Below are 20,645 nucleotides of genomic sequence, written 5' to 3' on the forward strand. Positions count from 1 at the left end.
TCGGCGATGCTGCAGAGCTTGTGCGTGGCCGCGCGGGACCGGGAGCGTCTGGCCGAAATCCTGGGTATCGCTTCGCGCTTCGGTTTAAGCGTTCTGCTCTCGCGCCTCGGCCTCGATCGCGCGGCATCGGAGGGCGGCGATCCTGGCGACGATGCCCTACCGCGCCGCACCCGTCTCGCGCTGGAGGCGCTGGGACCGACCTTCATCAAGCTGGGTCAAATTCTTGCGACCCGCAGTGACCTGCTGCCGCCCGACTGGATCGCCGAACTGGAGGCGCTGCACAGCAACGCCCCGACCCTGCCCTTCGAACGGATTCGCGATATCGTCGAGCAAGCTCTTGGAGAACCGCCGGAAGAGGCCTTCGCGTCCTTCGACGTCCAGCCTTTGGCAGCCGCATCGATGGCGCAGGTTCATCGCGCGACCACGCATGACGGGCGCCCGGTCGTCCTCAAGATCCGCCGCCCCGGCATCGACCAACGGATGCGCGCCGACCTGCGCCTGCTCGCGCAGCTGGCGACCATAGCCGAGGCGAGCAGCGCCGAGATGCGGCGCTATGCCCCCACTGAACTCGTCCGCAGCCTGGCCGATGCCGTGCTGGAGGAACTCGACTTCGCCAATGAGGGCCGCAACGCCGAACGGCTGCGTGCCGACTTTCGCGACGATCCGCGCGTGGTGGTGCCCGAGATCCACTGGCAATGGACGTCGGAAACGCTGCTCGTCATGGACCATGTCGACGGCGTCCCGCCGAGCAGCGCCGAAGCTTTGCGCAGCATAGGCGTAGAGCCGCAGGCGATCGCCGAACTCGGCGCCGATCTCGTCCTCGACATGGTGCTGATCAACGGCCGCTTCCATGCCGATCCGCATCCCGGCAACCTGCTGTGCCTGGAGGGCAATCGGATCGCCCTGCTCGACCTGGGCATGCTGGGCCATGTCTCGCCGCGCCGCCGGGAAGAGTTCATCGATTTCGTCCGCTCGTTCGCCACCTCCGATCCAGAGGAACTGGCGAGCGTGCTGCAGCACTGGTCGACCGGGGTCGTGCCCGCCGCCAACATCCACCGGACCGCCAACCGGCTGATCGCGCGGCATGGCGGACAGCGCATAGTGCTCGCGGCGATGGTCGCCGACTTCATGGCCCTCATGCGCGCCGAAAAGCTGGTCCTGCCCGCCGATCTGCTGCTGATCTTCAAGGCGCTGATGACGATCGACGGCGTGCTGTCGGGCATCGTCCCCGATTTCGACCTGTCGCAGGCGATCGAGCGGTCGACCCTGCGCATCGCGATGCACCGCCTGTCGCCGGCGCGGTGGAAAACCACCCTCGAGTCGGTCGGCCGCGAACTGCTCCGCGCTGGCGACGATGCGCCGCGCCTTATTCGGGCGGCGGTCGCGCGCCTTGAGGCGCCGGCGCCGAGCGCGCGAGCGGACTCGTCCTCTGCGCTTATCGGAACGCTGCGCTGGCTTGCGGCGGCGATCTTTGCCGGATCGGCGCTGATCGCGGCAGCCATCGGACTCCGCTGAGCCCTGCCTCAGGCCGGCGCCAGCGTCCGGAGTCGCATCGACAGCCGCTCGCGCACCAGCGCGTCAAGGCGGCGCAGGCGGAGAAGGCGCAGAAAGCTGGGCGAGCGGCGCGACAGCTCCGATCGAATCTCTTCCTCGATCCGGTGGCGGATATCGGTCAGGCGGTACATCATGGTGGACATTGCGGGTTCCCTTCGATCTGATCGATCGGGGGACCTGTCGCGGGGTTTTGGAACCGGACCCGGCATCGAGATCACCCGATGCGGTCCGACATCACGATCCCGCAGGATCGCCAGAGGGGCCCGGCCCGCATCTCCGATATGAGGCGGCATTGTCAGCTTTCAAGGGGCATCAACGGAGCAATTGTAAACGAGCTGCACATTACAGTCGTTTACACCCGCTTCACCGCCAGCCTGCTATTATAGGACCACCCGGAAGCCTGGGACCCAGTCAAGGAGCAGCGAAGTGATCAACGAACCGATCATCCAATGGGGCGCGCTGTCGCTCTTCGGATCGGTGATCCTCGGCTGGGTCGTCATCGCTGTCGTCCACGACTGGCGCGCGCGCCGCCGCCGTCGCTATGCGCGCGGTTTCCGGACCATGAAGTCCCCCGCCCAGGTCCAGCGCGAACGAGCCCAACGCGCGCGCTGGGGCAATTCTGACGTCCGCTTGCGCGACTGATCCGCCCCACGAAGAGGCTCGCCTCACCCCTCCACCCCAAGCTATCACAGCGCAGGGGAATTGTTGGGGGTACGAAACATGAAGATCGTCAAACGTGCGACGCCGTTGCTCCTGCTGCTGGCGGCGGCCTGTGCGCAGACCGGAACCGTACGCACGGCCGCCGCCGTCCCGGCACCGTCCTGCGGCAAGGGCGCCGACTCGCTCGACAGCCCGCCGGGCAAGATCTGGTGGGATGCCAATCGCTGGCGCTATGCCGACGATGAGGCCGCGACCAAGGCCTATGCACTGCTGGTCGGCGGGGCCTCCCCCTGGCCAGACTGGTACAGCGCCTATGACAGCACCCTGCCCGTCGGCACGCGCTTCCAGATGGCGATCGGTGGCACGCAGACGCCCGAAATGCCGGGCAGCTTCGGCACATTCGACCGGATCACCAGCGTCGAGGACGTACGCGAGCGGCTTGCGGTGCGCGATGACTGGAAGCCGCAGGTCGACCGGGTCGTCACCTATGAGGTGGTGACGCCGGTCCCGGTGAAGATCGGCCCGATCGGCCCGCAGGTCGATCCGAAGAGCTGCCGCTATCTCGCCGGACGCTGGTCGCAGTTCCAGGCGATGGTGCCGCGTGGCACGTTCTTCTCGCACCTCAAGGTGGTGGAGGTCCGTCCGATCCGCTGATCGCCGAGACGACCTCGATCAGCGCCAGCAAGGTCGGCGCTGGGTTGGCGCTCAGCCAGGCAAGCCCGGTTTCGAGCACAGGAGCCGGCTCGGCCAGCGGCAGATAGCGCGTTCCCGTGCGAGCGAGGTGCCGCATCGAGCTCGGCACCAGCGCGAGCCCCATGCCGGCGGACACCAGACTGACGATGGTCTGCATCTGGATCGCCTCCTGTCGGATCACGGGCTCGCGCCCTTGTGCGCGGTAGAAGCCGGTGACGAGCTCGTGGAAATCGGGCGACACTCGCGCGGGGAAGAGCAGCAATGGCTCCTCCATCCAGGCGTAACCGGCGAGATGCCCGTCGACCAGCGTCAGCCGCCCTTCTTCGACCCAGGCCTCGGGCACCGCTGCGATCAGGGGCTCCTGCAGCAGCGCCCGATAGCTCAGCCGGGGCGGCAGCGAGGCCAGGCTGGGGATGATGATTCCTGCATCGGCCCTGCCTTCGAGCAATGCCTCGATCTGGACGTCGCTGGTTGCTTCCTGCAGCGCTATGCTCACGTCGGGAAAGGCGGCGGCGTAGCGCTGCACGATCGTGGGCAGGACGCTATAGTCGGCGGTGCTGACGAAGCTGAGGGCGAGCCGCCCCGCCTGCCCGGCGAGCAGCCGCCGCGCGCTGTCTCCGAGTTCGTCGATCGCAGCGACGGCCGGCCGCACCTCCTCGAGCCACTGCCGGCCGAACGCGGTCAGCGCGACGCTGCGCCGCGACCGCAGGAACAGACTTGCGCCAAGTTCGCGTTCCAGCGCCAGGATCGACTGGCTCAGCGGCGGCTGCGTCATGCCGAGGCGCTCTGCGGCGCGGCCGAAGTGGAGCGTGTCGGCGACGGCCAGCGCATGGCGAAGCTGGCGGATGTCCATCATATCTCCTGCAACCTAATAGCTGCTCTATAATATATTTTACGACATGATGCGACAGGCGTAGCGGTGGCAGTAAGAGAGAGGCGACCAACACCGGAGCGATCGATGCCGCATTACCGTTCACGCACCAGCACCCATGGCCGCAACATGGCCGGCGCGCGCGGCCTGTGGCGCGCCACCGGCATGACCGATGAGGATTTCGGCAAGCCGATCATCGCCGTCGCCAACAGCTTCACCCAGTTCGTGCCCGGCCACGTCCACCTCAAGGACCTCGGCCAGCTGGTCGCACGCGAGATCGAGGCAGCGGGCGGCGTCGCCAAGGAGTTCAACACCATCGCGGTCGATGACGGCATCGCCATGGGCCATGACGGCATGCTCTATTCGCTGCCGAGCCGCGACCTGATCGCCGACAGCGTCGAATATATGGTCAACGCCCACTGCGCCGACGCGATGGTCTGCATCTCCAATTGCGACAAGATCACGCCGGGCATGCTGATGGCCGCGATGCGCCTCAACATTCCCGCGATCTTCGTGTCTGGCGGGCCGATGGAAGCCGGCAAGGCCGATATTCGCGGGCAGACCGTGGCGCTCGACCTCGTCGACGCGATGGTGGTCGCCGCCGACGACAAATATAGCGACGAAGAGGTCCAGGTCATCGAGCGGTCGGCCTGCCCGACCTGCGGCTCCTGCTCGGGCATGTTCACCGCCAATTCGATGAACTGCCTGACCGAGGCGCTGGGCCTGTCGTTGCCGGGCAACGGCTCGGTCCTAGCCACCCATGCCGATCGCGAGAAGCTGTTCCGCGAGGCCGGCCGCACGATCGTCGACCTCGCCCGGCGCTGGTACGAGCAGGACGATGCCAGCGCACTCCCCCGCTCGATCGCGAGCTTCGCCGCCTTCGAAAATGCGATGAGCCTGGATATCGCGATGGGCGGGTCGACCAACACCGTGCTCCACCTGCTCGCCGCCGCCTATGAGGGCGAGGTGCCCTTCACCATGGCCGATATCGACCGGCTGTCGCGCCGCGTCCCCTGCCTGTGCAAGGTCGCGCCGGCCAAGAACGACGTCCATATGGAGGACGTCCACCGTGCCGGCGGGATCATGTCGATCCTTGGCGAGCTCGAAAAGGCGGGACTGATCGATGCCAGCCTGCCGACCGTCCATGCCCCCACGCTGGGCGATGCGCTCGCGCGCTGGGACATCGGCCGGACGAGCAGCGAGAGCGTGCGCGAATTCTTCAAGGCGGCGCCGGGCGGCGTCCGCACCACGGTCGCCTTCAGCACCAGCAACCGCTGGAAGGAACTCGATCTCGACCGCGAGACCGGCGTGATCCGCAGCGCCGAGCATCCCTTCTCGAAGGATGGCGGCCTTGCCGTCCTGTTCGGCAATCTCGCCCCCGAAGGCTGCATCGTGAAGACCGCCGGCGTCGACGACAGCATCCTCACCTTCCATGGTACCGCGCGCGTCTATGAAAGCCAGGACGCGGCCGTTGCCGGGATCCTCGGCAACGAGGTCAAGGAAGGCGATGTGGTGGTTATCCGCTACGAAGGCCCCAAGGGGGGGCCGGGCATGCAGGAAATGCTCTACCCGACCAGCTATCTGAAGTCGAAGGGGCTCGGCAAGGCCTGCGCATTGATTACCGACGGGCGCTTCTCGGGCGGAACATCGGGCCTGTCGATCGGCCATGTCTCGCCCGAAGCGGCCGAGGGCGGGCTGATCGCGCTGGTCAAGACGGGCGATCCGATCCTGATCGACATCCCCAATCGCGGCATCACCCTCGACGTCGACGCAGCCGAACTGGCGGCGCGGCATGAGGAAATGATCGCGCGCGGCGACAAGGCATGGAAACCCTTCGGGCGCAAGCGCGCGGTCTCACCCGCGCTGCGCGCCTATGCCGCCCTCACCACCAACGCCGCGCGCGGCGCTATCCGCGACGTGAGCCAGATCGAGAAGCATTGACCGTGGGGGGCGCCCTCCGACAGGGCGCCCGTCCTTTCACCAGGGAATAGGCTGACCGTCCCAGGCGAAAATGCATCCGCTCTGCTCGGGTGTAAGGCCATCGAGCACCTGCAACAGGCAGGTCGCAGACTTTTCCGGCGTGAACAGCTTTTCGGTCGGCACACCGCGCTGGAAGGGTTCGGACAGGCCGGTGTCGACCGTGCCGGGGTGCAGACCCGCGACGATCGCGTCGGGATGGGTGCGGCCCAGTTCGATCGCGAAATTGGCCAGCAGCATGTTGAGCGCCGCCTTGCTCGCGCGATAGCTGTGCCAGCCGCCGAGCCGGTTGTCGCCGATCGAGCCGACCCGCGCCGACAAGGCCGCGAAGACCGCCCGGCCCTGCCTCGGCAGGCGCGGAATGACATGCTTGGCGATCAGCGCCGGCCCGATCGTGTTGATTTCGAACAGCCGCGCCATCGCCACCCCGTCGATCGCCCGCCAGCTCTTCTCGGGCGACAGACCCCGTCCGCCATCGTGCAACAGGCCGGTCGCGACGATCGCCAGCCCGATCGGCTGTTCGATCGCGCCGACGGCCGCCTCGATCGAGGCTTCATCGGTCAGGTCGAAATGAAACGGGCTTACCGTATCCGGCAAGCCTTCCGGGGCCTTTCGGCCGCCACCGTGGACCGTTGCGAACCGGCCGCTGGCGGCGATGGCCGTCGCCAGCGCGCGACCGATGCCGCCACTCGCGCCGAAGACGATCGCCGCCTGCCCCGCGCGAGGGTCTTCAGCCGCCATGTGCGATCGCCTCGGCCACCATGTCGCGCAGCGGCAGCTTCGCCTCCATGCGGATCGCCAGCAGCGCGGTGCCGCTGATCTTGCGCTGGACGAACAGCGTGTCGATCGGAGGAATATGCCAGGCGGTCCGGTCGGCGGCGATCGTCCGGCCATGGCGGCGCAGCGGCTCCACGAAGGCGCGATCGGAAAAGTCGAACAGGCCCGGCCGGCCGAGATGCCGCATCATCACGTCGATCATCGCATCGAGCGCGGCGCCGTGGCGCTCGATCGTCTGTGGCGCGACGAAGCCGACCTCGACCAGCGAGGCCCGCAGCGCGTCACGGTCTTCGGACAGACCTGCAGCCATCAGCTGGCGATAGGCTGCGACCGTCCTTTGCTCCACCGCGCGGGCCGCTCCGAAATCGAGCAGCACGATTTCCCCGCTATCGGGACGCCAGCGATAATTGGCGAAATTCGGGTCGGTCTGCATGTAGCCGAAGCTGAACAGCTCGCGCAGCACCAGACCGAACAGCCGCTCCATGACGGTGTCGCGCATCGCCTGCGGGGCGTCGCGCAACGTCTCGATCGGCTGGCCCGGCATATAATCCATCGCCAGGATCGCGTCTCCGCACAGATCGTCGACCGGACGGGGGATGGCGAAACCCGTCTCGCCCTCGAGCAGCCCGGCATAGCGTTTCATCTGCTCGGCCTCGCGCCGGTAATCGGCCTCCTCGTGCAGCTGGCGCTTGGCCTCCTCCAGCAGCGGCGCGATGTCGAGAGTCTCGGGCAGCAGGCCGGTCATGCCGAGCAGGCTCGCGACATTGTCGACATCGGCGTCGATGCTGGCGGCGACGCCCGGATATTGGACCTTCACCGCCAGCGCCCGGCCTCCGGGCATCGTCGCACGATGGACCTGCCCGATCGAGGCGGCCGCCATCGGCGTGGCATCGAAACGCTCGAAGCGCCGGCGCCAGTCCTTGCCCCATTCGGCCCGCAACACCGAGTCGAGCTGCGACGGCGGCATGCGGTGCGCGGATTCGCGCAGCTTCGAGAGGATGGCGGTCAGTTCGGCCGGCAGCACGTCGCCCGCATCCATCGAGATCATCTGACCGAGCTTCATCGCCGCGCCGCGCATCCGCGACAGCTGCTCGGTCACCCGCTTGGCATTGGCCGGTGTCAGGATCAGTTCGGACAGCTGTGGCCGCTCGCCGCGCGACAGCCGCCGTGCGCCTTCGGCGAGCACGCCGCCCGCAACCCCGCCCGCCATCTGGCCCAGCGACAGAAAACGCGACAGCCGGGCCGTCGGCACGCGACGATAGGTGGCTTCGCTCATCTCAATCTCCTCTGCAGCGCCGGTCGCCAGCGCAGAAAATGCATGTAGAGCCGCTCGAGCAGCCGTTCGACCGGGCCGAACCGTGCAAGCAGCCCGAACGGTCGCAGCAGCGGAATGGCGCGCCACATCGCCGCAAAGGCGGCAGCCCCAGACAGCATACGGCCCTGCTCCTCGGCGTGAAAGCGCGCGAGCAGGTCCGACCGGTCGAGCGGGCAGCTGGACGAGGGGTCGGCGACGTCGACGAACTGGATCCGTCTCCTGCGGTCGAGCCTGCGCATCAAGGCGATTTCGCGGGTGCATAGCGGGCAGGCGCCGTCATACCAGACGGTGACGGCTGGGACGCTCGCCGGAACGGCGCTGCTGGACGGGTCAGCCATATGTCCGCCATGCACCCTCGGTCGCCCGGCGGCGACCTGCCCGTTGGGCCATTGCCGCTCGCCTGCCCCAAAGATCATGTTGCTCATCACGGGCTCAACGCCACGGTCCGGCGATGGCTCCGACCTCGCTCCCCCGCCCGCTCGTCCTGTTCGGCCTGTCCGGCATTCTCCCGCAGGCGCTGTGCGTCGTCGCGGCGCTGGGCGGCGGCGAAGGTCGCTGGATCGCGCTTGCTGCGGGCTGCCTCTATGCCGGGCTGATCCTGTCCTTTCTCGGTGGCCTGTGGTGGATGGCAGCGCTGCTGGCCAATGAGCGCGCCAGCTGGCCCTATCTGGTTGCGGTCCTGCCGAGCCTGGCGGCCTGGGCTACCTTCCTGCCCTGGTGCTTTGGTTGGCGCTGGCCGGGACCATCGCTGGTCGCGCTGGGACTGCTGCTGCTCGCATCGCCCTTCGTCGACCGGATATTGGCACGGCGCTACCATGTGCCCGATGGCTGGATCGGGCTGCGCATCCGTATGGCAACCGGCCTCGGACTGCTTACGCTCGTGCTGGCGGCTGCCTAGTCTATAGGCTCCACGTCGACGGCCACATCGATCTTCTGACCATCCTGACCGGTGAAGACGCCGTCGATCGGGGCAACGTCGGTGTAATCACGGCCCATGGCGGTCACGATATGGTCGCTGCCGACCAGACAGGCGTTGGTCGGGTCGAAGCCGATCCAGCCCCGGCCCGGTCCGCACCAGATCACCACCCAAGCATGGGTCGCGTCGGCGCCGACGAGACGTTCCTTGCCCGGCGGCGGGATGGTGCGCAGATAGCCCGACACATAAGCGGCCGGAAGGCCGACGCCGCGGAGCCCCGCGATCATGATCTGGGCGAAGTCCTGGCACACGCCGTGCCGCTTCTCGAACGCCTCGATGGGCGCGGTGTCGACTGCGGTGGCGCTGCCGTCATAGGTGAAATTGGCATGGATACGCGTGGCGAGCGCAAGCCCCGCCTCCACGATCCCGCGATCGGCCGCCAGATCCTCGGCGCACCAGGCGGTGATCTCGGGATCGAGCGGAATAGACGGCGACGGGTAGATATAATTGGCCGGCCCTTCCGGGCCGAGATCGGTCGATGCGCGCACGAGCGCCGCGATCTCGGCTACGGTCGGATCGTCCGGTTGTGGTTCCGGCGTCGGGCGATCGACGTCGATCCGGAAGATGCTCTCGATCAATATCTCGCGCGAGGGCTTGTCGACCACCATGCGGGTGACGTGACCCAGATAGCCGATCGGCCGGGTGCCGGCGATCCGCGCGCCGGGCGACAATTGGAGGCGATGATCGTGGACGGTCTGTCCCGACCATTCTACCGGCTGCAGCCGCAGGTTGCACCGGGCGAAGGCAACCGGATGGGCATAGCGGAAGCGGGTGCGGTGGCTGACCTTGTAGCGCATTATCATCTCGATCAGGCCCCCGATCAAGCCAATGTCATGCCGGCCATGCGCAGACCTTCACTGCCCTGCAGGAAGAAGCGGCTGCCGACAGCATTGGACAGTTCGGACAGCATATTCTCGATCCCAAGCATTGTCGCCGGATCGAGCGTGTCGGCGGTGGCGGTCCGGATCGCCGCGTCGAGCCGGTAGAAAATCATCTGGTGCGGCTCCGCCATGCCATCGTCGCCAAGCGAAGGAAGCTGGCCGAAATGCAGCGCCATCTTCTCGAGCTGATAGGCGATCGAGCGGGGATTATAGGGATCGAGCGCGACGAGGTCGCGCACCGGTTCGAGCGACAGGCCGGTCAGATAGCGCGCGCGATAGCTGATCTGGCTGTCGCACAGGTCGAGCAGCGTCGTCAGGTCGTCCGACGAGGCGTCGTCGCCACCGAAACAGCGCACCAGACGGCAGCCCCACAAGGCGCGCTCGATCCGGCGGCCGAGATCGTGGAAGCGCCAGCCCGCCGTGCGGCCCATATTCTCCGCCGCAAGCCCGGCCAGCGCCAGGAAACGCTCCTGCATCTCGATCGCGCGTGCCAGCGTAGCTTCGGCATCCTCGGACAGGGCCTTGGGCAGCGGCGCCTCGACGAGCCGCCACACGTCCGCCGACAACCGGTCGCGCGTGCCACTGGCGATGCTGCGCGCGTGGCGCATCAGCGTCGCGACGCTCGCCGGGCTGTCGCCGTCGAGCGCCAGCAGCGCCAGTTCGCGCAGGTCGTGCGTCTCGCCGACATCCTCGGCGAACAGATCCTCCTCATCCTCCTCATCCTCATGGACGAGCGGCGCCGCAGCCCCCGAGGCGATCAACATGGTGCCGAGCCGGTCGAGCGTCAGCGGCACCAGCGCGGCGCCGCCGTCGGCCACGATCGACCCGCCGAGCGTCGCACGGATCAGCCGCAGCGTCGCCTCGCCGCGCTCCAGATAGCGGCCGAGCCAGAAGAGATTGTCGGCCGCCCGGCTGGGGAGAGTGCCGGGATTGCGGCGGATCGGCAGCTTCTGCGGAAGCAGCGATACCGGCTCGACCGCGCGGTTGCCGACAACGCAGACATCGGCCGAAAAGGCCCCCTCGCCCATCACCGTCGCGCGGGCATCGGACTCGTCCCCGATCCGCGCGAAGCCGCCAGGCATCACCGTCCATTCGCCATTGGCGTCGCGCGCCGCGAACACGCGCAGGGTGAAGGGGCGCGGCACCAATTGTCCGTCGATCACCACCGGAGCGGTCGACAGATGCACATCCTCCAGTCCGACATAGTCCATCGGCCGGCGGCGCATATCGTCGAGCAGCCGCGCGCGATCCTCGCCAGACAGTGTCGAGGGCAGCACGGGGCGTCCCTTGCGCAAGCCCATCGGCGTTTCGCCGAGGGCCGGTGCGATCAGCAGTTCGTCAAGCCGCGCCTCGACCTGCGCGCGCGGAACGTCCTGCCCGCACCACCAGGTCGCGATATTGGGGAGGATCAGATCCTCGCCCATCAACCGCCGCGCCAGCGTCGGCAGGAAGGCGGCCATGGCTGTCGACTCAACCGCGCCGGCTCCGGGCGCATTGGCGATCACCGCCTGCCCCGCCGCCATCGCATCCATCAGCCCCGGCACGCCGATGGCCGACCCTGCATCGAAGGCCAGCGGATCGAGGAAGCGCGAGTCGATCCGCCGCCACAATGCATCGACCCGCTTGAGGCCCTCGATCGTGCGGACGAACAGCCCATCCTCACGCACCGCGAGATCGCTGCCCTCGACCAGCAACAGGCCCAGATAGCGGGCGAGGTGCGCCTGTTCGGCATAGCTCTGATTATAACGCCCCGGCGTCAGCAGGCCGATTCGCGGCTCCGCCCGCCGGCAAACCGCCGACAGGCCTTCCCGAAAGGCCGAGAAGAAGGGAGCGAGCCGTTCGACGTGCAGCCTTGTCTGGAGCGCGCCGAACAGCCGCGTCGACGCGAGGCGGTTTTCGAGGGCATAGCCCGCGCCGACCGGTGCGCGGACATGGTCGTCGAGAACGCGCCACTGGCCGCTGGGGTCGCGGCCAAGATCCGCAGCGTAGATGTGAAGATGGTAGCCGCCGGGTGGCTTGATCCCGATTTGCGAGCGCCAGAAAGCGCGGTTGCCCGTCACCAGAGCTGCCGGCAGCGCTCCACCGGCGATCAGCGTCTGCTCGCCGAAAAGATCGTCGAGTGTCCGTTCGAGCAGGTCGGCGCGCTGCGACACGCCCGCCGCGATGATCGCCCAGTCGTCTTCGCCAATCAGCAGCGGCATCGTCGACACCGGCCAGGGCCGTTCGACTTCCTCGCCGGGAAAGCGATAGGCCGTGCCAAGTTCGCGCACCTGCCGGACCATGCGCTGCTGCAGCATGTCGAGCCGGCCCTCGCTCTGCCGCGCCACGCCGTCGAACAGGCTCTGCCACCAGCGCGCGCCGCGCCCCACGTCGCCGCGCACGACGTCGGCTGCGCCCGCCTTCGCGATATAGCTGCGAAGCCAGCCCTCTCCGAGGCTCGGCATTCCGGGCAGTTCCGCCATCATCTCCCCCTGCATGACGGCCCCTACAAGATCGGTGGCGCGCGCAGGTCGAGCGTCATCGGAAATTCGCTGGGCCTCTCCGCCATCGGTATCGCGACCGTGCCCGGCGTGTGGCCATGGTCCTGGAACCTGGCCCGGCGCCGCGCTTCCGCTTCGAGATCGTTGATCGGCATGGTGTCGTAATTGCGTCCCCCGGGATGCGCGACATGATAGACGCAACCTCCTAGCGAACGGTTATTCCAGCGGTCGAGCACGTCGAACGTTAGCGGCGCATCGGCCTCCAGCAGCGGATGCAGGCAATTGGCCGGCTTCCACGCCTTGTAACGCACCCCGCCGACCGCCTCGCCCGGCACCCCGGTCGGCGTCATCGGGACGGCACGGCCGTTGACCGCGATCACATGCCGCCCCGGCACCAGCCCGGTCGCCCGGACCTGCAACCGCTCGGTCGAGCTGTCGACATAGCGGACGGTACCGCCGATCGCGCCGGTCTCGCCCAGCACATGCCAGGGTTCGAGCGCGTGCGAAATTTCCAGCGTCACGCCGCCCGCGCATACCGTTCCATGGATCGGGAAGCGAAACTGCCGCTGCGCCTCGAACCAGGCGGGATCGAAGTCGTAGCCCGCATGGCGCAGATCCGACAGCACCTCCATGAAATCGGCCCAGACGAAATGCGGCAACAGAAAGCGATCGTGCAGCGCCGTGCCCCAGCGAACCAGCCCACCCTTCTGCGGCTCGCGCCACAGCCAGGCGGTCAGCGCGCGAAGCAGCAATTGCTGGGCGAGGCTCATCCGGGGTTCGGGCGGCATTTCGAATCCGCGAAACTCGACCAGCCCCAGTCGCCCCGTCGGGCCATCGGGCGAGAAGAGCTTGTCGATGCAGATCTCGGTCCGGTGGGTATTGCCGGTCACGTCGACGAGCAGGTTGCGGAACAGCCGGTCGACGATCCACGGCGCGGGCGGCGCGCCCTCGCCCGGCCCCGGCACCTGCGCCAGTGCGATCTCCAGTTCGTACAGCCCGTCATGGCGGGCCTCGTCGATGCGCGGAGCCTGGCTGGTCGGACCGATGAACAGCCCGGAGAAGAGATAGCTGAGCGACGGATGCCGCTGCCAGTAAAGGATCAGGCTCTTCAACAGATCGGGCCGGCGGATGAAGGGCGAGTCGTTGACCGAACGGCCACCGAGCACGATATGATTGCCGCCACCGGTTCCGATCGCGCGCCCGTCGACCATGAACTTGTCGGCGGTGAGCCCGATCTCGCGGGCCATTTCGTAGAGGCCGGTGGTGATCTCGACCGTCTCGCGCCAGCTCGACGCCGGCTGGACATTGACCTCGATCACGCCGGGATCAGGGGTGATCTTCAGCACGTTGAGGCGCGGGTCGGGCGGCGGCGCATAGCCTTCGAGCCGGATCGGCAGCTGCGTGCGGGCGGCGGTGGCCTCGACCGCCGCGACCAGATCGAGATAGTCCTCTAACCGCTCCGTCGGCGGCAGGAAGACCGCGAGATGGCCTTCACGCGCCTCGACCGTTACCGCCGTCCGGACCGCGCCCTCGATCGGAACCTGCTCCTGCCGGTCCTGTCGCGCCTGCCCGTCGGCTGCGGGCGCGACCGTCTGCGTGCGCTGCTGGTAGAAGTCCGGCATCGGCTCGCGCGGCTCGGTCGTGTCGCGCGGGTGGAGATAGGGATAGTCGGACGGCGGCACGAAAGGCAGCGAACCGAGCGGCAGCCGATAGCCGATCGCGCTGTCGCCGGGCACCACGAACAGCCGTCCACGCCGCAGCTGCCACCGCTCCGACCGCCAGCGGCCGGGCGTCGGCGCCTGCGCCGCATTCCACGCCTGGATCGGAAGAACGAAGCCCGTAGGCCGGCTCAGGCCGCGCTCGAAGGTCTTGACCATCCGCGCGCGCGCCTCGGGATCGTCGATCTTGGGGTCGGTCAGATCGACATTGGCCGGAAGCTGCGCTTCCTTGACCGACCATTCCACGGGGTCCTCGAAAGCCGGCACGACCATCTCGGCACCCACGCCCAGATCGTCGGCGAGCGCCGCCAGGAAGGCTTCGGCTTCGGTCTCGCCGATGGCGTGCCCGGTAGTATCGCCAGCGATCAGCGCGGGGTTCTTCCACACCGGAATGCCATCGGTGCGCCAGTAGACCGAATAGCCCCAGCGCGGCAGGCTTTCACCGGGATACCATTTGCCCTGCCCATGATGGAGCATGCCGCCCGGGGCAAAGCGCTCACGCATCCTGCGGATCAGCCGGTCGGCATAGCCCGCCTTGGTCGGGCCGACCGCATCGCCATTCCATTCGGGCGCCTCGGGATCGTCGAGCGCGACGAAGGTCGGCTCGCCGCCGGTCGTCAGCCGTACGTCCTGCGCGACAAGATCAGCGTCGACCTTCTCGCCCAGCGCGTCGAGCGCCGACCAGCGATCCTCGGTGAAGGGCTTGGTGATGCGCACCGCCTCGGCGATGCGCTGGACCGACATGTCGAAGTGAAAGTCGACATGAGCAGGCTCGAGCAGGAAGCCCTCGATCGGGGTAGCCGACCGAAAATGCGGCGCCGCCGCCAGTGGTATGTGCCCCTCGCCCGCGAACATGCCGGACGTGGCGTCCATGCCAATCCAGCCTGCGCCCGGCACATAGACTTCGGCCCAGGCGTGCAGATCGCAGACGTCGGCGGACACACCCTTCGGACCATCGATCGGAACGATGTCGGGCGTCAGCTGGATCGAATAGCCCGACACGAAGCGCGCCGCGAAACCAAGCCTGCGCGCAGCCTGTACCAGCAGCCACGCGGAGTCGCGGCAACTGCCGGTGCCGATCTGGAGCGTTTCTTCGGGCGTCTGCACACCCGTCTCCATGCGGATGACATAGCCGACCCGCTGGTTGATCGCGACGTTGAGGTCGACGAGAAAATCGATCGTTCTCTTCTCGACATTCGCGAACTGCGCCACGAAAGCCTCGAACAGCGGACCCTGCGGCTCCTGGTCGAAATAGGCCGCGAGGTCGGCGGCGATCCGCTCGTCATATGTGAAAGGACGCGTCTCGGCATAATCCTCGACGAAGAAATCGAACGGGTTGACCACCACCAGATCGGCGATCAGGTCCACCGTGACCGAGAATTCGGTCGTTTTCTCCGGAAAAACGAGTCGTGCCAGCCAGTTGCCGTGCGGATCCTGCTGCCAGTTGATGAAATGGCTTTCGGGCGTGATGCGCAGCGAGAAATTGTTGACGGCGGTGCGGCTGTGCGGCGCCGGCCTCAACCGCACGACCTGCGGCCCCAGCGAAACGGGCCGGTCGTAACGATAGACCGTCTGGTGATGCAAAGCCGCCTGAATCATAGCGACAAGTGTCAGCACATCCCGTTGTGCAGTGCAATGAAGAGTTATGACGCCTGTGTTGCGCGCAACTGCCGCGATCCGTCAGCGCGGCAGTTGCAGGTTGAGGTAGCTCGTCACCAGCGCGGCGCGCAGCGCGTCCTCCTTGGGCTCGACACCCGCCGCATGTCCGCCTTCGAGCGCCTCGAAATAGAGGAAGGGCGCACCGATCGCTTCCATCTTGGCCGCGAACTTGCGGGCGTGCCCCGGATGGACCCGATCGTCGCGGGTCGAGGTGTAGAGAAAGGGCACCGGATATTTCACGCCCGCCTTCAGCGCCTGATAGGGCGAATAGAGCGCAATGAAGCTCCAGTCGGCGGGAATGTCCGGATTGCCATATTCGCCCATCCAGGAGGCGCCCGCGAGCAGGTGCGAATAGCGTTTCATGTCGAGCAAAGGTGAACCGATCACGACCGCACCGAACAGGTCGGGCCGCTGGGTCATCGCGACGCCCGCCATCAGGCCGCCGTTCGACCGGCCCGATACCGCGATCCGCCCTTTCTCGCTGATCCCGGCCTTCACCAGATCCTCGGCGACGGCGTAAAGATCGTCATAGGCATTCTGCCGCTTCTCGCGCAGCGCGGCCTGATGCCAGGCCGGCCCATATTCGCCGCCGCCCCTTATATTGGCGAGGACATAGGCATTGCCGTCCTCGACCCAGAACAGCGCGGCCGGACCAGAGCGATAGGGTTCGTTGACCAGATAGACGGGCGTCTGCGCCGCCTCGAACCCGCCATAAGCATGGACGAGCGCCGGCACCGGTCCGCTCGCGCCGCCCTTGCGGACGAGGAAATAGGGAATGCGAGTGCCGTCCTTGGAGGTGGCGAAGCGCTGCTCGACGGTCATGCCCGTGGCATCGAAGCGAGGCTTGAGCGCCTGCACGACCTCTGCCTTGCCGGTCGGCGACGCGACATAGAGCGCAGGTGAGGTCAGCATCGCTTCGACCGTTGCAAAGGCGCGATCGTCCTTGCCGGAGACTGCCCGGATGTGGACGGTCGCCTTGTCGGGCAACGCCGCCGTCGTCGCCGTCCAGCGCCCCTCCCCGCCCCGGCGCACTGCAACCAGCTTGCCCGACACATCGTCGAGCAGCTTGATCCAGATCACCTGACCGCCAGTCTCGACCTCCTCGATCGCCTGTCGTGCCGTGGGAACGAACACGGTCTCGATCGCCGGCTTCCGGCCGTCCAGCAGATCGGCAATCGGATAGGCGACAAGTGCGCCCGCCGGCCGGCCCTCCCACGGACTCTTGAGCGTCGCGATCAGCCGGCCATCGATCACGTCGTTGACCTCGGCATCGTCGGGCAGCGGCGACGCCACGAGCCGTCCGTCGGCCGCGACATGGCGGATCGTCCCATGGAAGAAGTCGGTACGGCGATCGACCCAGGCCCAGCTGCGCTTGCCGTCATGGGAACTCCGCGCGCTGATCGAGACGTCGGTGCTTTCGCCTTCCGCCACCAGCACGGCCGACGCCAGCGGCGTTCCCCGCGTCCAGCGCTTGACGAGACGCGCATAGCCGGAGTCGGTCTTGCTGCCGTCGCCGAAGTCGGTCGCCACATAAAGCGCGTCCGCGCCGTCCCAGGCGAGGTTCGTCTTCGCCTCGGGCACGATGAAACCGCCCTCTACGAAGGCCCCGCGATCGAGATCAAACTCGCGCTCGACCACGGCATCGCCGCCGCCGTCGGACAGGGCGACCATGCAGCGGACATAGGCGGGGGCGAGGCAGGTCGCGCCTTTGAACGCCCAGCTACGCCCCTCCGTCTTGCCGAGCGCACCGACGTCGATCAGCGTCCGCCATTCGGGCCTGCCCGCGACGAAGCCTTCGACCGAGGCGATCCGCCACAGGCCGCGCGGATGATCGGCGTCCTGCCAGAAGTTGAGAACCCGCCCCGCCAGCAGCCGGTCCGGCGCAGCGATTTTCTGGCGGTCGGACAGCAGCGCAAGGGCCCGGCTGCGATAGGTTTCGAAGCCCGGCTGCTTTTCGAGCTCGGCCAGCGAGCGGTCGTTCCACTGGCGGACCTGCGCGAGCGCCGCTGCGCCGTCGACCTGTTCGAGCGCCATGTAGGGGTCGGCGGAACTGGCGGTTTGCGCGAGCGCAGAGCCGGCCAAAAGCGACGCACCGATCAGGGCTGAACCGGACGAAAGGAAGGATTTCATCGGGGGGACCTTCGACAATGATGTGTCAGAATGTCCCCCCAAATGGTTGCGATCAAGCCATTTCGGCCAGTTCGATCAGGCCGGGCACGAGCGACGCCACGAGCAGAGCCGCCATCACGAGGTTGAACGCCCGCAACGCCTTGGGTCGGTCGAGGAGATGGCGCACCACCGTTCCTCCGCCGGCCCATAAGGTAATCGCGGGGAAGCCGACCAGCGCGAGGACGGTCGCGATCAATATGACGTCGCCGGTCAAATGTTCGGGCCGGGCGAAGCTGGTGGTCGCGCCAAGGCACATTGCCCAGGCTTTCGGATTGACCCATTGGAAGGCCGCCGCGTCGAGCGGGGTCAGCGGCCGCGCACTCGCCGACCGCCCGCCGACCCCAACCGACGTCGCGATCCGCCACGCCAGATAAAGAAGATAGGCGGCGGACAGGATGTGCAGGGCGCGATACAGCCAGGGAAAGCGCCCGATGATACCGGCCAGCCCGAAGCCGAGCAGCAACATCATCACGACGCATCCCAAGCTGATCCCGATCATGTGGGGTACGGTGCGGCGGAAGCCGAAGGTGGCGCCCGACGACAGCAGCATCATGTTGTTCGGCCCCGGTGTCACGCTCGAGACGAAGCAGAATGTCACAAGGGCAATCAGCAATTCGGGCGTCATGTCACCGTCCCAATTGTCGCGCGACGCGATAGCTTGCGTCCGCCATCTTTTCTTGCGGAGACTTCCCGGTCGCCGAGCTTGCTGCGACGGCCAGATGCGACGACGCCCAGACGGCAATCGATCCAACCAGCCAGAATGTGACGACAGCCATGATCGTGACGCGCAGCATGTTGACCTCCTTCAACCCTTTCCGAGTCGGCTTGCAACGGATTGACACGAGGCCATTGCGACCTATTGTAACGATTCTCAATTCGAGTTTTGTCACAATGACATTATAGGCAACGCCATGTGGATCCCGACTCTCGACGAAGGACATCCGACCGTATCGGGCCGCCTGCTCGGTGCACTGCGGCGGGACATAGAAAATGGCACCCTGTCGCCGGGCACGCGCTTGCCACCGCATCGCGAGCTGGCGCACCGGCTGGGCATCGGCATCGGTACGGTGACCGCGGTCTATGGCGAGGCGGCACGGCAGGGTCTGCTCAGTGCGACCGTCGGACGCGGCAGTTTCGTCGCCGACCGCAGCGCCCCGAGCGCTTCCGCCCATGATCCCGATGGCGGCGCGATCGACCTTGCGCAGAATCTGCCCCCCTCAGCCCCCGCCCAGCGACGCTTCGCGGCAACGCTGGCGAAGCTGTCGCGTCGGGCCGACACCGGCCTGCTGCTCGACTATGCCCCGCCCGCCGGTCATGAGCGCCACCGCCAGGCGGCCGCCGCCTGGATCCGCCGCATCGGCGGGCTCGGCGATGCGCGTGCCGATCGCATGGTGATTTCCGACGGCGCGCAGCAGGCGATGCTTTATGCGCTTGGCACACTGTGCCGGCCGGGCGACACGGTTCTGACCGAATCCGCCACCTATTTCGGCGTGCGGTCGATCGCCCAGAGCTGCGACCTGAAGCTGGTCGGTCTCGACATGGACGAGCAAGGTATAAAGCCCGAAGCGCTCGAACGCGCTGCCCAGAGCGGCGCCCGGGTGCTGTACACCATGCCCACGCTCCAGAACCCCACGGGACGGACGATGGGCGACGCGCGGCGGCGCGATATCGCTGCGCTGGCGCGCAAGCACGGGCTGTGGATCGTCGAGGACGACCTCTACTCGGCCTTCGCCGCCGGCTTCGCACCCCCGCCGCTCGCCAGCTACGCGCCCGAGCGCACCCTCTACATCAACGGCACGTCCAAGGCGCTCGCACCGGGCCTGCGCACAGGCTATCTGATCCTGCCCGATGCCGACCTGCTCGATCGGGTGCTCCGCCAGGTTCGCGCCCATGTCTATGCGCCCTGCGCGATCGGCCCGACCATCGCTTGCCAGTGGATGGAGGACGGCAGCGCGGACGACATCATGGCGGAAACCGCGGAAGAACTGACGGCGCGCGGAGCGATCGCACGAGAGATATTGGGCGCTGCCTTCGTTCCACCGGATGATCGCCGCTGCCCGCATCTGTGGCTGCCCCTGTCCGAACTCGCCGCCGAACGCTTTGCGTCGCGGGCGATGCGTGCCGGGGTGAAGGTGACCCAACCCTCGGCGCCGCTGATCGAGCCGCAACTCATATCGGGCGTGCGCCTGTGCCTTGGACCGGCGCCAGACCGAAACCAGCTTCGGACCGCGCTTGAACGCCTTGCCACAGGACTTGATGCGGATCACCCCGAGCCGGCCGCCGCCGTGGTATGAGGCCGCTTCTTCACCGATTCTCCTGGACCAGCACAACATGACCACCGATCCCTTTGCTCTGTTTGCCGACTGGTTCGCCGAGGCCAAGGCCAGCGAACTCAATGATCCAGAAGCGATGGCGGTGGCGACCGTCGGACAGGACGGGCAGCCGTCGGTCCGCATGGTCCTGCTCAAGGGCCACGATGCGCGCGGCTTCGTCTTCTACACCAACTATGAAAGCCGCAAGGCCGGCCAGATCCTCGAGACCGGCCGCGCGGCCCTGTTGTTCCACTGGAAATCGCTGCGCCGGCAGGTCCGCATCGAAGGGCCGGTGCTGAAGGTCAGCCCCGAAGAAGGCGACGCCTATTTCGCGACCCGGCACCGGGATTCCCAGCTCGGCGCCTGGGCGTCCGAGCAATCGCGCCCGCTCGACAGCCGCGAGACCTTCGAGGCGCGCTATGACGAGATGGTGCGCCGCTTCGAGGGGCAGCCCGTGCCGCGGCCGCCGCACTGGTCGGGCTTTCGCGTGGTACCCGAGCGGATCGAATTCTGGCTGGATCGCCCCCATCGCCTGCACGAACGCCGTCTGTTCCTGCGCGAGGGCGAAGGCTGGAGCGAAGGCATGCTCTACCCATGAGCGAT

At 67.2% G+C, this 20,645-nt stretch carries 18 protein-coding genes; 7 read left to right on the forward strand and 11 right to left on the reverse strand.

Annotated features, from left to right (window positions below; genetic code table 11):
• Positions 1-6: 6 nt before the first annotated feature.
• Complete coding sequence (locus ACNI3R_RS06780; protein WP_426181056.1) at positions 7-1,515, forward strand: ABC1 kinase family protein; 1,509 nt, start codon at positions 7-9, stop codon at positions 1,513-1,515.
• 8 nt (positions 1,516-1,523) lie between these two features.
• On the opposite strand, the gene ACNI3R_RS06785 is transcribed toward ACNI3R_RS06780, so the two are convergent.
• Positions 1,524-1,697 (reverse strand): DUF465 domain-containing protein, encoded by a 174-nt coding sequence (locus tag ACNI3R_RS06785; RefSeq protein WP_426181058.1) that lies wholly within the window; start codon positions 1,695-1,697, stop codon positions 1,524-1,526.
• 283 nt (positions 1,698-1,980) lie between these two features.
• Between ACNI3R_RS06785 and ACNI3R_RS06790 the strand changes: the two genes are divergently transcribed.
• Complete coding sequence (locus ACNI3R_RS06790) at positions 1,981-2,196, forward strand: hypothetical protein (protein ID WP_426181060.1); 216 nt, start codon at positions 1,981-1,983, stop codon at positions 2,194-2,196.
• Positions 2,197-2,274: 78 nt separating this feature from the next.
• Complete coding sequence (locus tag ACNI3R_RS06795; protein ID WP_426181062.1) at positions 2,275-2,868, forward strand: hypothetical protein; 594 nt, start codon at positions 2,275-2,277, stop codon at positions 2,866-2,868.
• On the opposite strand, the gene ACNI3R_RS06800 is transcribed toward ACNI3R_RS06795, so the two are convergent.
• The gene (locus tag ACNI3R_RS06800; protein WP_426181478.1) at positions 2,837-3,760 is read right to left on the reverse strand and encodes a LysR family transcriptional regulator; all 924 of its coding nucleotides are present in this window, start codon (positions 3,758-3,760) and stop codon (positions 2,837-2,839) included. The genes ACNI3R_RS06795 and ACNI3R_RS06800 overlap by 32 nt on opposite strands.
• A gap of 105 nt (positions 3,761-3,865) precedes the next feature.
• Between ACNI3R_RS06800 and ilvD the strand changes: the two genes are divergently transcribed.
• Complete coding sequence (gene ilvD, locus ACNI3R_RS06805) at positions 3,866-5,719, forward strand: dihydroxy-acid dehydratase (RefSeq protein WP_426181064.1); 1,854 nt, start codon at positions 3,866-3,868, stop codon at positions 5,717-5,719.
• 36 nt (positions 5,720-5,755) lie between these two features.
• Here ilvD and ACNI3R_RS06810 read toward each other — a convergent pair whose 3' ends face one another.
• Genes ACNI3R_RS06810 through ACNI3R_RS06820 form a run of 3 tightly spaced genes read right to left on the reverse strand, consistent with a single transcriptional unit; the run spans position 5,756 to position 8,185 of the window.
• Positions 5,756-6,496: an SDR family NAD(P)-dependent oxidoreductase gene (locus ACNI3R_RS06810; RefSeq protein ID WP_426181066.1), complete on the reverse strand. Its 741-nt coding sequence runs from the start codon at positions 6,494-6,496 to the stop codon at positions 5,756-5,758.
• Positions 6,486-7,808 (reverse strand): ABC1 kinase family protein, encoded by a 1,323-nt coding sequence (locus ACNI3R_RS06815; protein WP_426181068.1) that lies wholly within the window; start codon positions 7,806-7,808, stop codon positions 6,486-6,488. The genes ACNI3R_RS06810 and ACNI3R_RS06815 overlap by 11 nt, the downstream gene beginning before the upstream one ends.
• Positions 7,805-8,185, reverse strand: coding sequence for a thiol-disulfide oxidoreductase DCC family protein (locus ACNI3R_RS06820; protein ID WP_426181481.1), 381 nt, complete (start codon positions 8,183-8,185; stop codon positions 7,805-7,807). The genes ACNI3R_RS06815 and ACNI3R_RS06820 overlap by 4 nt, the downstream gene beginning before the upstream one ends.
• Positions 8,186-8,298: 113 nt before the next feature.
• On the opposite strand from ACNI3R_RS06820, the gene ACNI3R_RS06825 reads away from it, so the two are divergent.
• The gene (locus tag ACNI3R_RS06825; protein ID WP_426181070.1) at positions 8,299-8,745 is read left to right on the forward strand and encodes a DUF3429 domain-containing protein; all 447 of its coding nucleotides are present in this window, start codon (positions 8,299-8,301) and stop codon (positions 8,743-8,745) included.
• Here ACNI3R_RS06825 and ACNI3R_RS06830 read toward each other — a convergent pair.
• The 6 genes from ACNI3R_RS06830 to ACNI3R_RS06855 all read right to left on the reverse strand — a co-directional run bounded on the left by ACNI3R_RS06830 (position 8,742) and on the right by ACNI3R_RS06855 (position 18,524).
• A complete protein-coding gene (locus tag ACNI3R_RS06830) occupies positions 8,742-9,620 on the reverse strand; it encodes a transglutaminase family protein (RefSeq protein ID WP_426181072.1) in 879 nt (292 codons plus the stop codon). The genes ACNI3R_RS06825 and ACNI3R_RS06830 overlap by 4 nt on opposite strands.
• Before the next feature lie 23 nt (positions 9,621-9,643).
• The gene (locus tag ACNI3R_RS06835; protein WP_426181074.1) at positions 9,644-12,181 is read right to left on the reverse strand and encodes a circularly permuted type 2 ATP-grasp protein; all 2,538 of its coding nucleotides are present in this window, start codon (positions 12,179-12,181) and stop codon (positions 9,644-9,646) included.
• A gap of 8 nt (positions 12,182-12,189) precedes the next feature.
• Complete coding sequence (locus ACNI3R_RS06840) at positions 12,190-15,501, reverse strand: transglutaminase family protein (protein ID WP_426181076.1); 3,312 nt, start codon at positions 15,499-15,501, stop codon at positions 12,190-12,192.
• 81 nt (positions 15,502-15,582) lie between these two features.
• Complete coding sequence (locus tag ACNI3R_RS06845; protein ID WP_426181078.1) at positions 15,583-17,691, reverse strand: prolyl oligopeptidase family serine peptidase; 2,109 nt, start codon at positions 17,689-17,691, stop codon at positions 15,583-15,585.
• A gap of 52 nt (positions 17,692-17,743) precedes the next feature.
• Positions 17,744-18,355, reverse strand: coding sequence for a LysE family translocator (locus ACNI3R_RS06850; protein ID WP_426181080.1), 612 nt, complete (start codon positions 18,353-18,355; stop codon positions 17,744-17,746).
• Position 18,356: 1 nt separating this feature from the next.
• On the reverse strand, positions 18,357-18,524 hold the full coding sequence (locus ACNI3R_RS06855; RefSeq protein ID WP_426181082.1) for a hypothetical protein: 168 nt from the start codon (positions 18,522-18,524) through the stop codon (positions 18,357-18,359).
• Positions 18,525-18,641: 117 nt separating this feature from the next.
• Here ACNI3R_RS06855 and ACNI3R_RS06860 point away from each other — a divergent pair, with 117 nt between their 5' ends.
• Together ACNI3R_RS06860 and pdxH are read left to right on the forward strand one after the other, a co-directional pair.
• Positions 18,642-20,024 carry an aminotransferase-like domain-containing protein gene (locus ACNI3R_RS06860; RefSeq protein ID WP_426181084.1) on the forward strand — a complete coding sequence of 461 codons (1,383 nt, stop codon included), beginning with the start codon at positions 18,642-18,644 and terminating at the stop codon, positions 20,022-20,024.
• Positions 19,987-20,640 carry a pyridoxamine 5'-phosphate oxidase gene (gene pdxH / locus ACNI3R_RS06865; protein WP_426181086.1) on the forward strand — a complete coding sequence of 218 codons (654 nt, stop codon included), beginning with the start codon at positions 19,987-19,989 and terminating at the stop codon, positions 20,638-20,640. The genes ACNI3R_RS06860 and pdxH overlap by 38 nt, the downstream gene beginning before the upstream one ends.
• The last annotated feature ends 5 nt before the right edge of the window (positions 20,641-20,645 follow it).

The sequence above is a fragment of the Rhizorhabdus antheiae genome, assembly GCF_049889055.1.
Taxonomy (GTDB): Bacteria; Pseudomonadota; Alphaproteobacteria; order Sphingomonadales; family Sphingomonadaceae; genus Rhizorhabdus.

Excerpts from the sequence above, each read along its gene's own strand:
- ACNI3R_RS06830 (WP_426181072.1), bottom strand. The coding sequence starts at position 9,620 with ATGCGCTACAAGGTCAGCCACCGCACCCGCTTCCGCTATGCCCATCCG.
- ACNI3R_RS06835 (WP_426181074.1), bottom strand. The coding sequence starts at position 12,181 with ATGCAGGGGGAGATGATGGCGGAACTGCCCGGAATGCCGAGCCTCGGA.
- ACNI3R_RS06845 (WP_426181078.1), bottom strand. The coding sequence starts at position 17,691 with ATGAAATCCTTCCTTTCGTCCGGTTCAGCCCTGATCGGTGCGTCGCTT.
- ACNI3R_RS06815 (WP_426181068.1), bottom strand. The coding sequence starts at position 7,808 with ATGAGCGAAGCCACCTATCGTCGCGTGCCGACGGCCCGGCTGTCGCGT.
- pdxH (WP_426181086.1), top strand. The coding sequence starts at position 19,987 with ATGCGGATCACCCCGAGCCGGCCGCCGCCGTGGTATGAGGCCGCTTCT.
- ACNI3R_RS06850 (WP_426181080.1), bottom strand. The coding sequence starts at position 18,355 with ATGACGCCCGAATTGCTGATTGCCCTTGTGACATTCTGCTTCGTCTCG.
- ACNI3R_RS06785 (WP_426181058.1), bottom strand. The coding sequence starts at position 1,697 with ATGTCCACCATGATGTACCGCCTGACCGATATCCGCCACCGGATCGAG.
- ACNI3R_RS06820 (WP_426181481.1), bottom strand. The coding sequence starts at position 8,185 with ATGGCTGACCCGTCCAGCAGCGCCGTTCCGGCGAGCGTCCCAGCCGTC.
- ACNI3R_RS06840 (WP_426181076.1), bottom strand. The coding sequence starts at position 15,501 with ATGATTCAGGCGGCTTTGCATCACCAGACGGTCTATCGTTACGACCGG.
- ACNI3R_RS06855 (WP_426181082.1), bottom strand. The coding sequence starts at position 18,524 with ATGCTGCGCGTCACGATCATGGCTGTCGTCACATTCTGGCTGGTTGGA.
- ACNI3R_RS06780 (WP_426181056.1), top strand. The coding sequence starts at position 7 with ATGCTGCAGAGCTTGTGCGTGGCCGCGCGGGACCGGGAGCGTCTGGCC.
- ACNI3R_RS06825 (WP_426181070.1), top strand. The coding sequence starts at position 8,299 with ATGGCTCCGACCTCGCTCCCCCGCCCGCTCGTCCTGTTCGGCCTGTCC.
- ACNI3R_RS06810 (WP_426181066.1), bottom strand. The coding sequence starts at position 6,496 with ATGGCGGCTGAAGACCCTCGCGCGGGGCAGGCGGCGATCGTCTTCGGC.
- ilvD (WP_426181064.1), top strand. The coding sequence starts at position 3,866 with ATGCCGCATTACCGTTCACGCACCAGCACCCATGGCCGCAACATGGCC.
- ACNI3R_RS06860 (WP_426181084.1), top strand. The coding sequence starts at position 18,642 with ATGTGGATCCCGACTCTCGACGAAGGACATCCGACCGTATCGGGCCGC.
- ACNI3R_RS06795 (WP_426181062.1), top strand. The coding sequence starts at position 2,275 with ATGAAGATCGTCAAACGTGCGACGCCGTTGCTCCTGCTGCTGGCGGCG.
- ACNI3R_RS06800 (WP_426181478.1), bottom strand. The coding sequence starts at position 3,760 with ATGGACATCCGCCAGCTTCGCCATGCGCTGGCCGTCGCCGACACGCTC.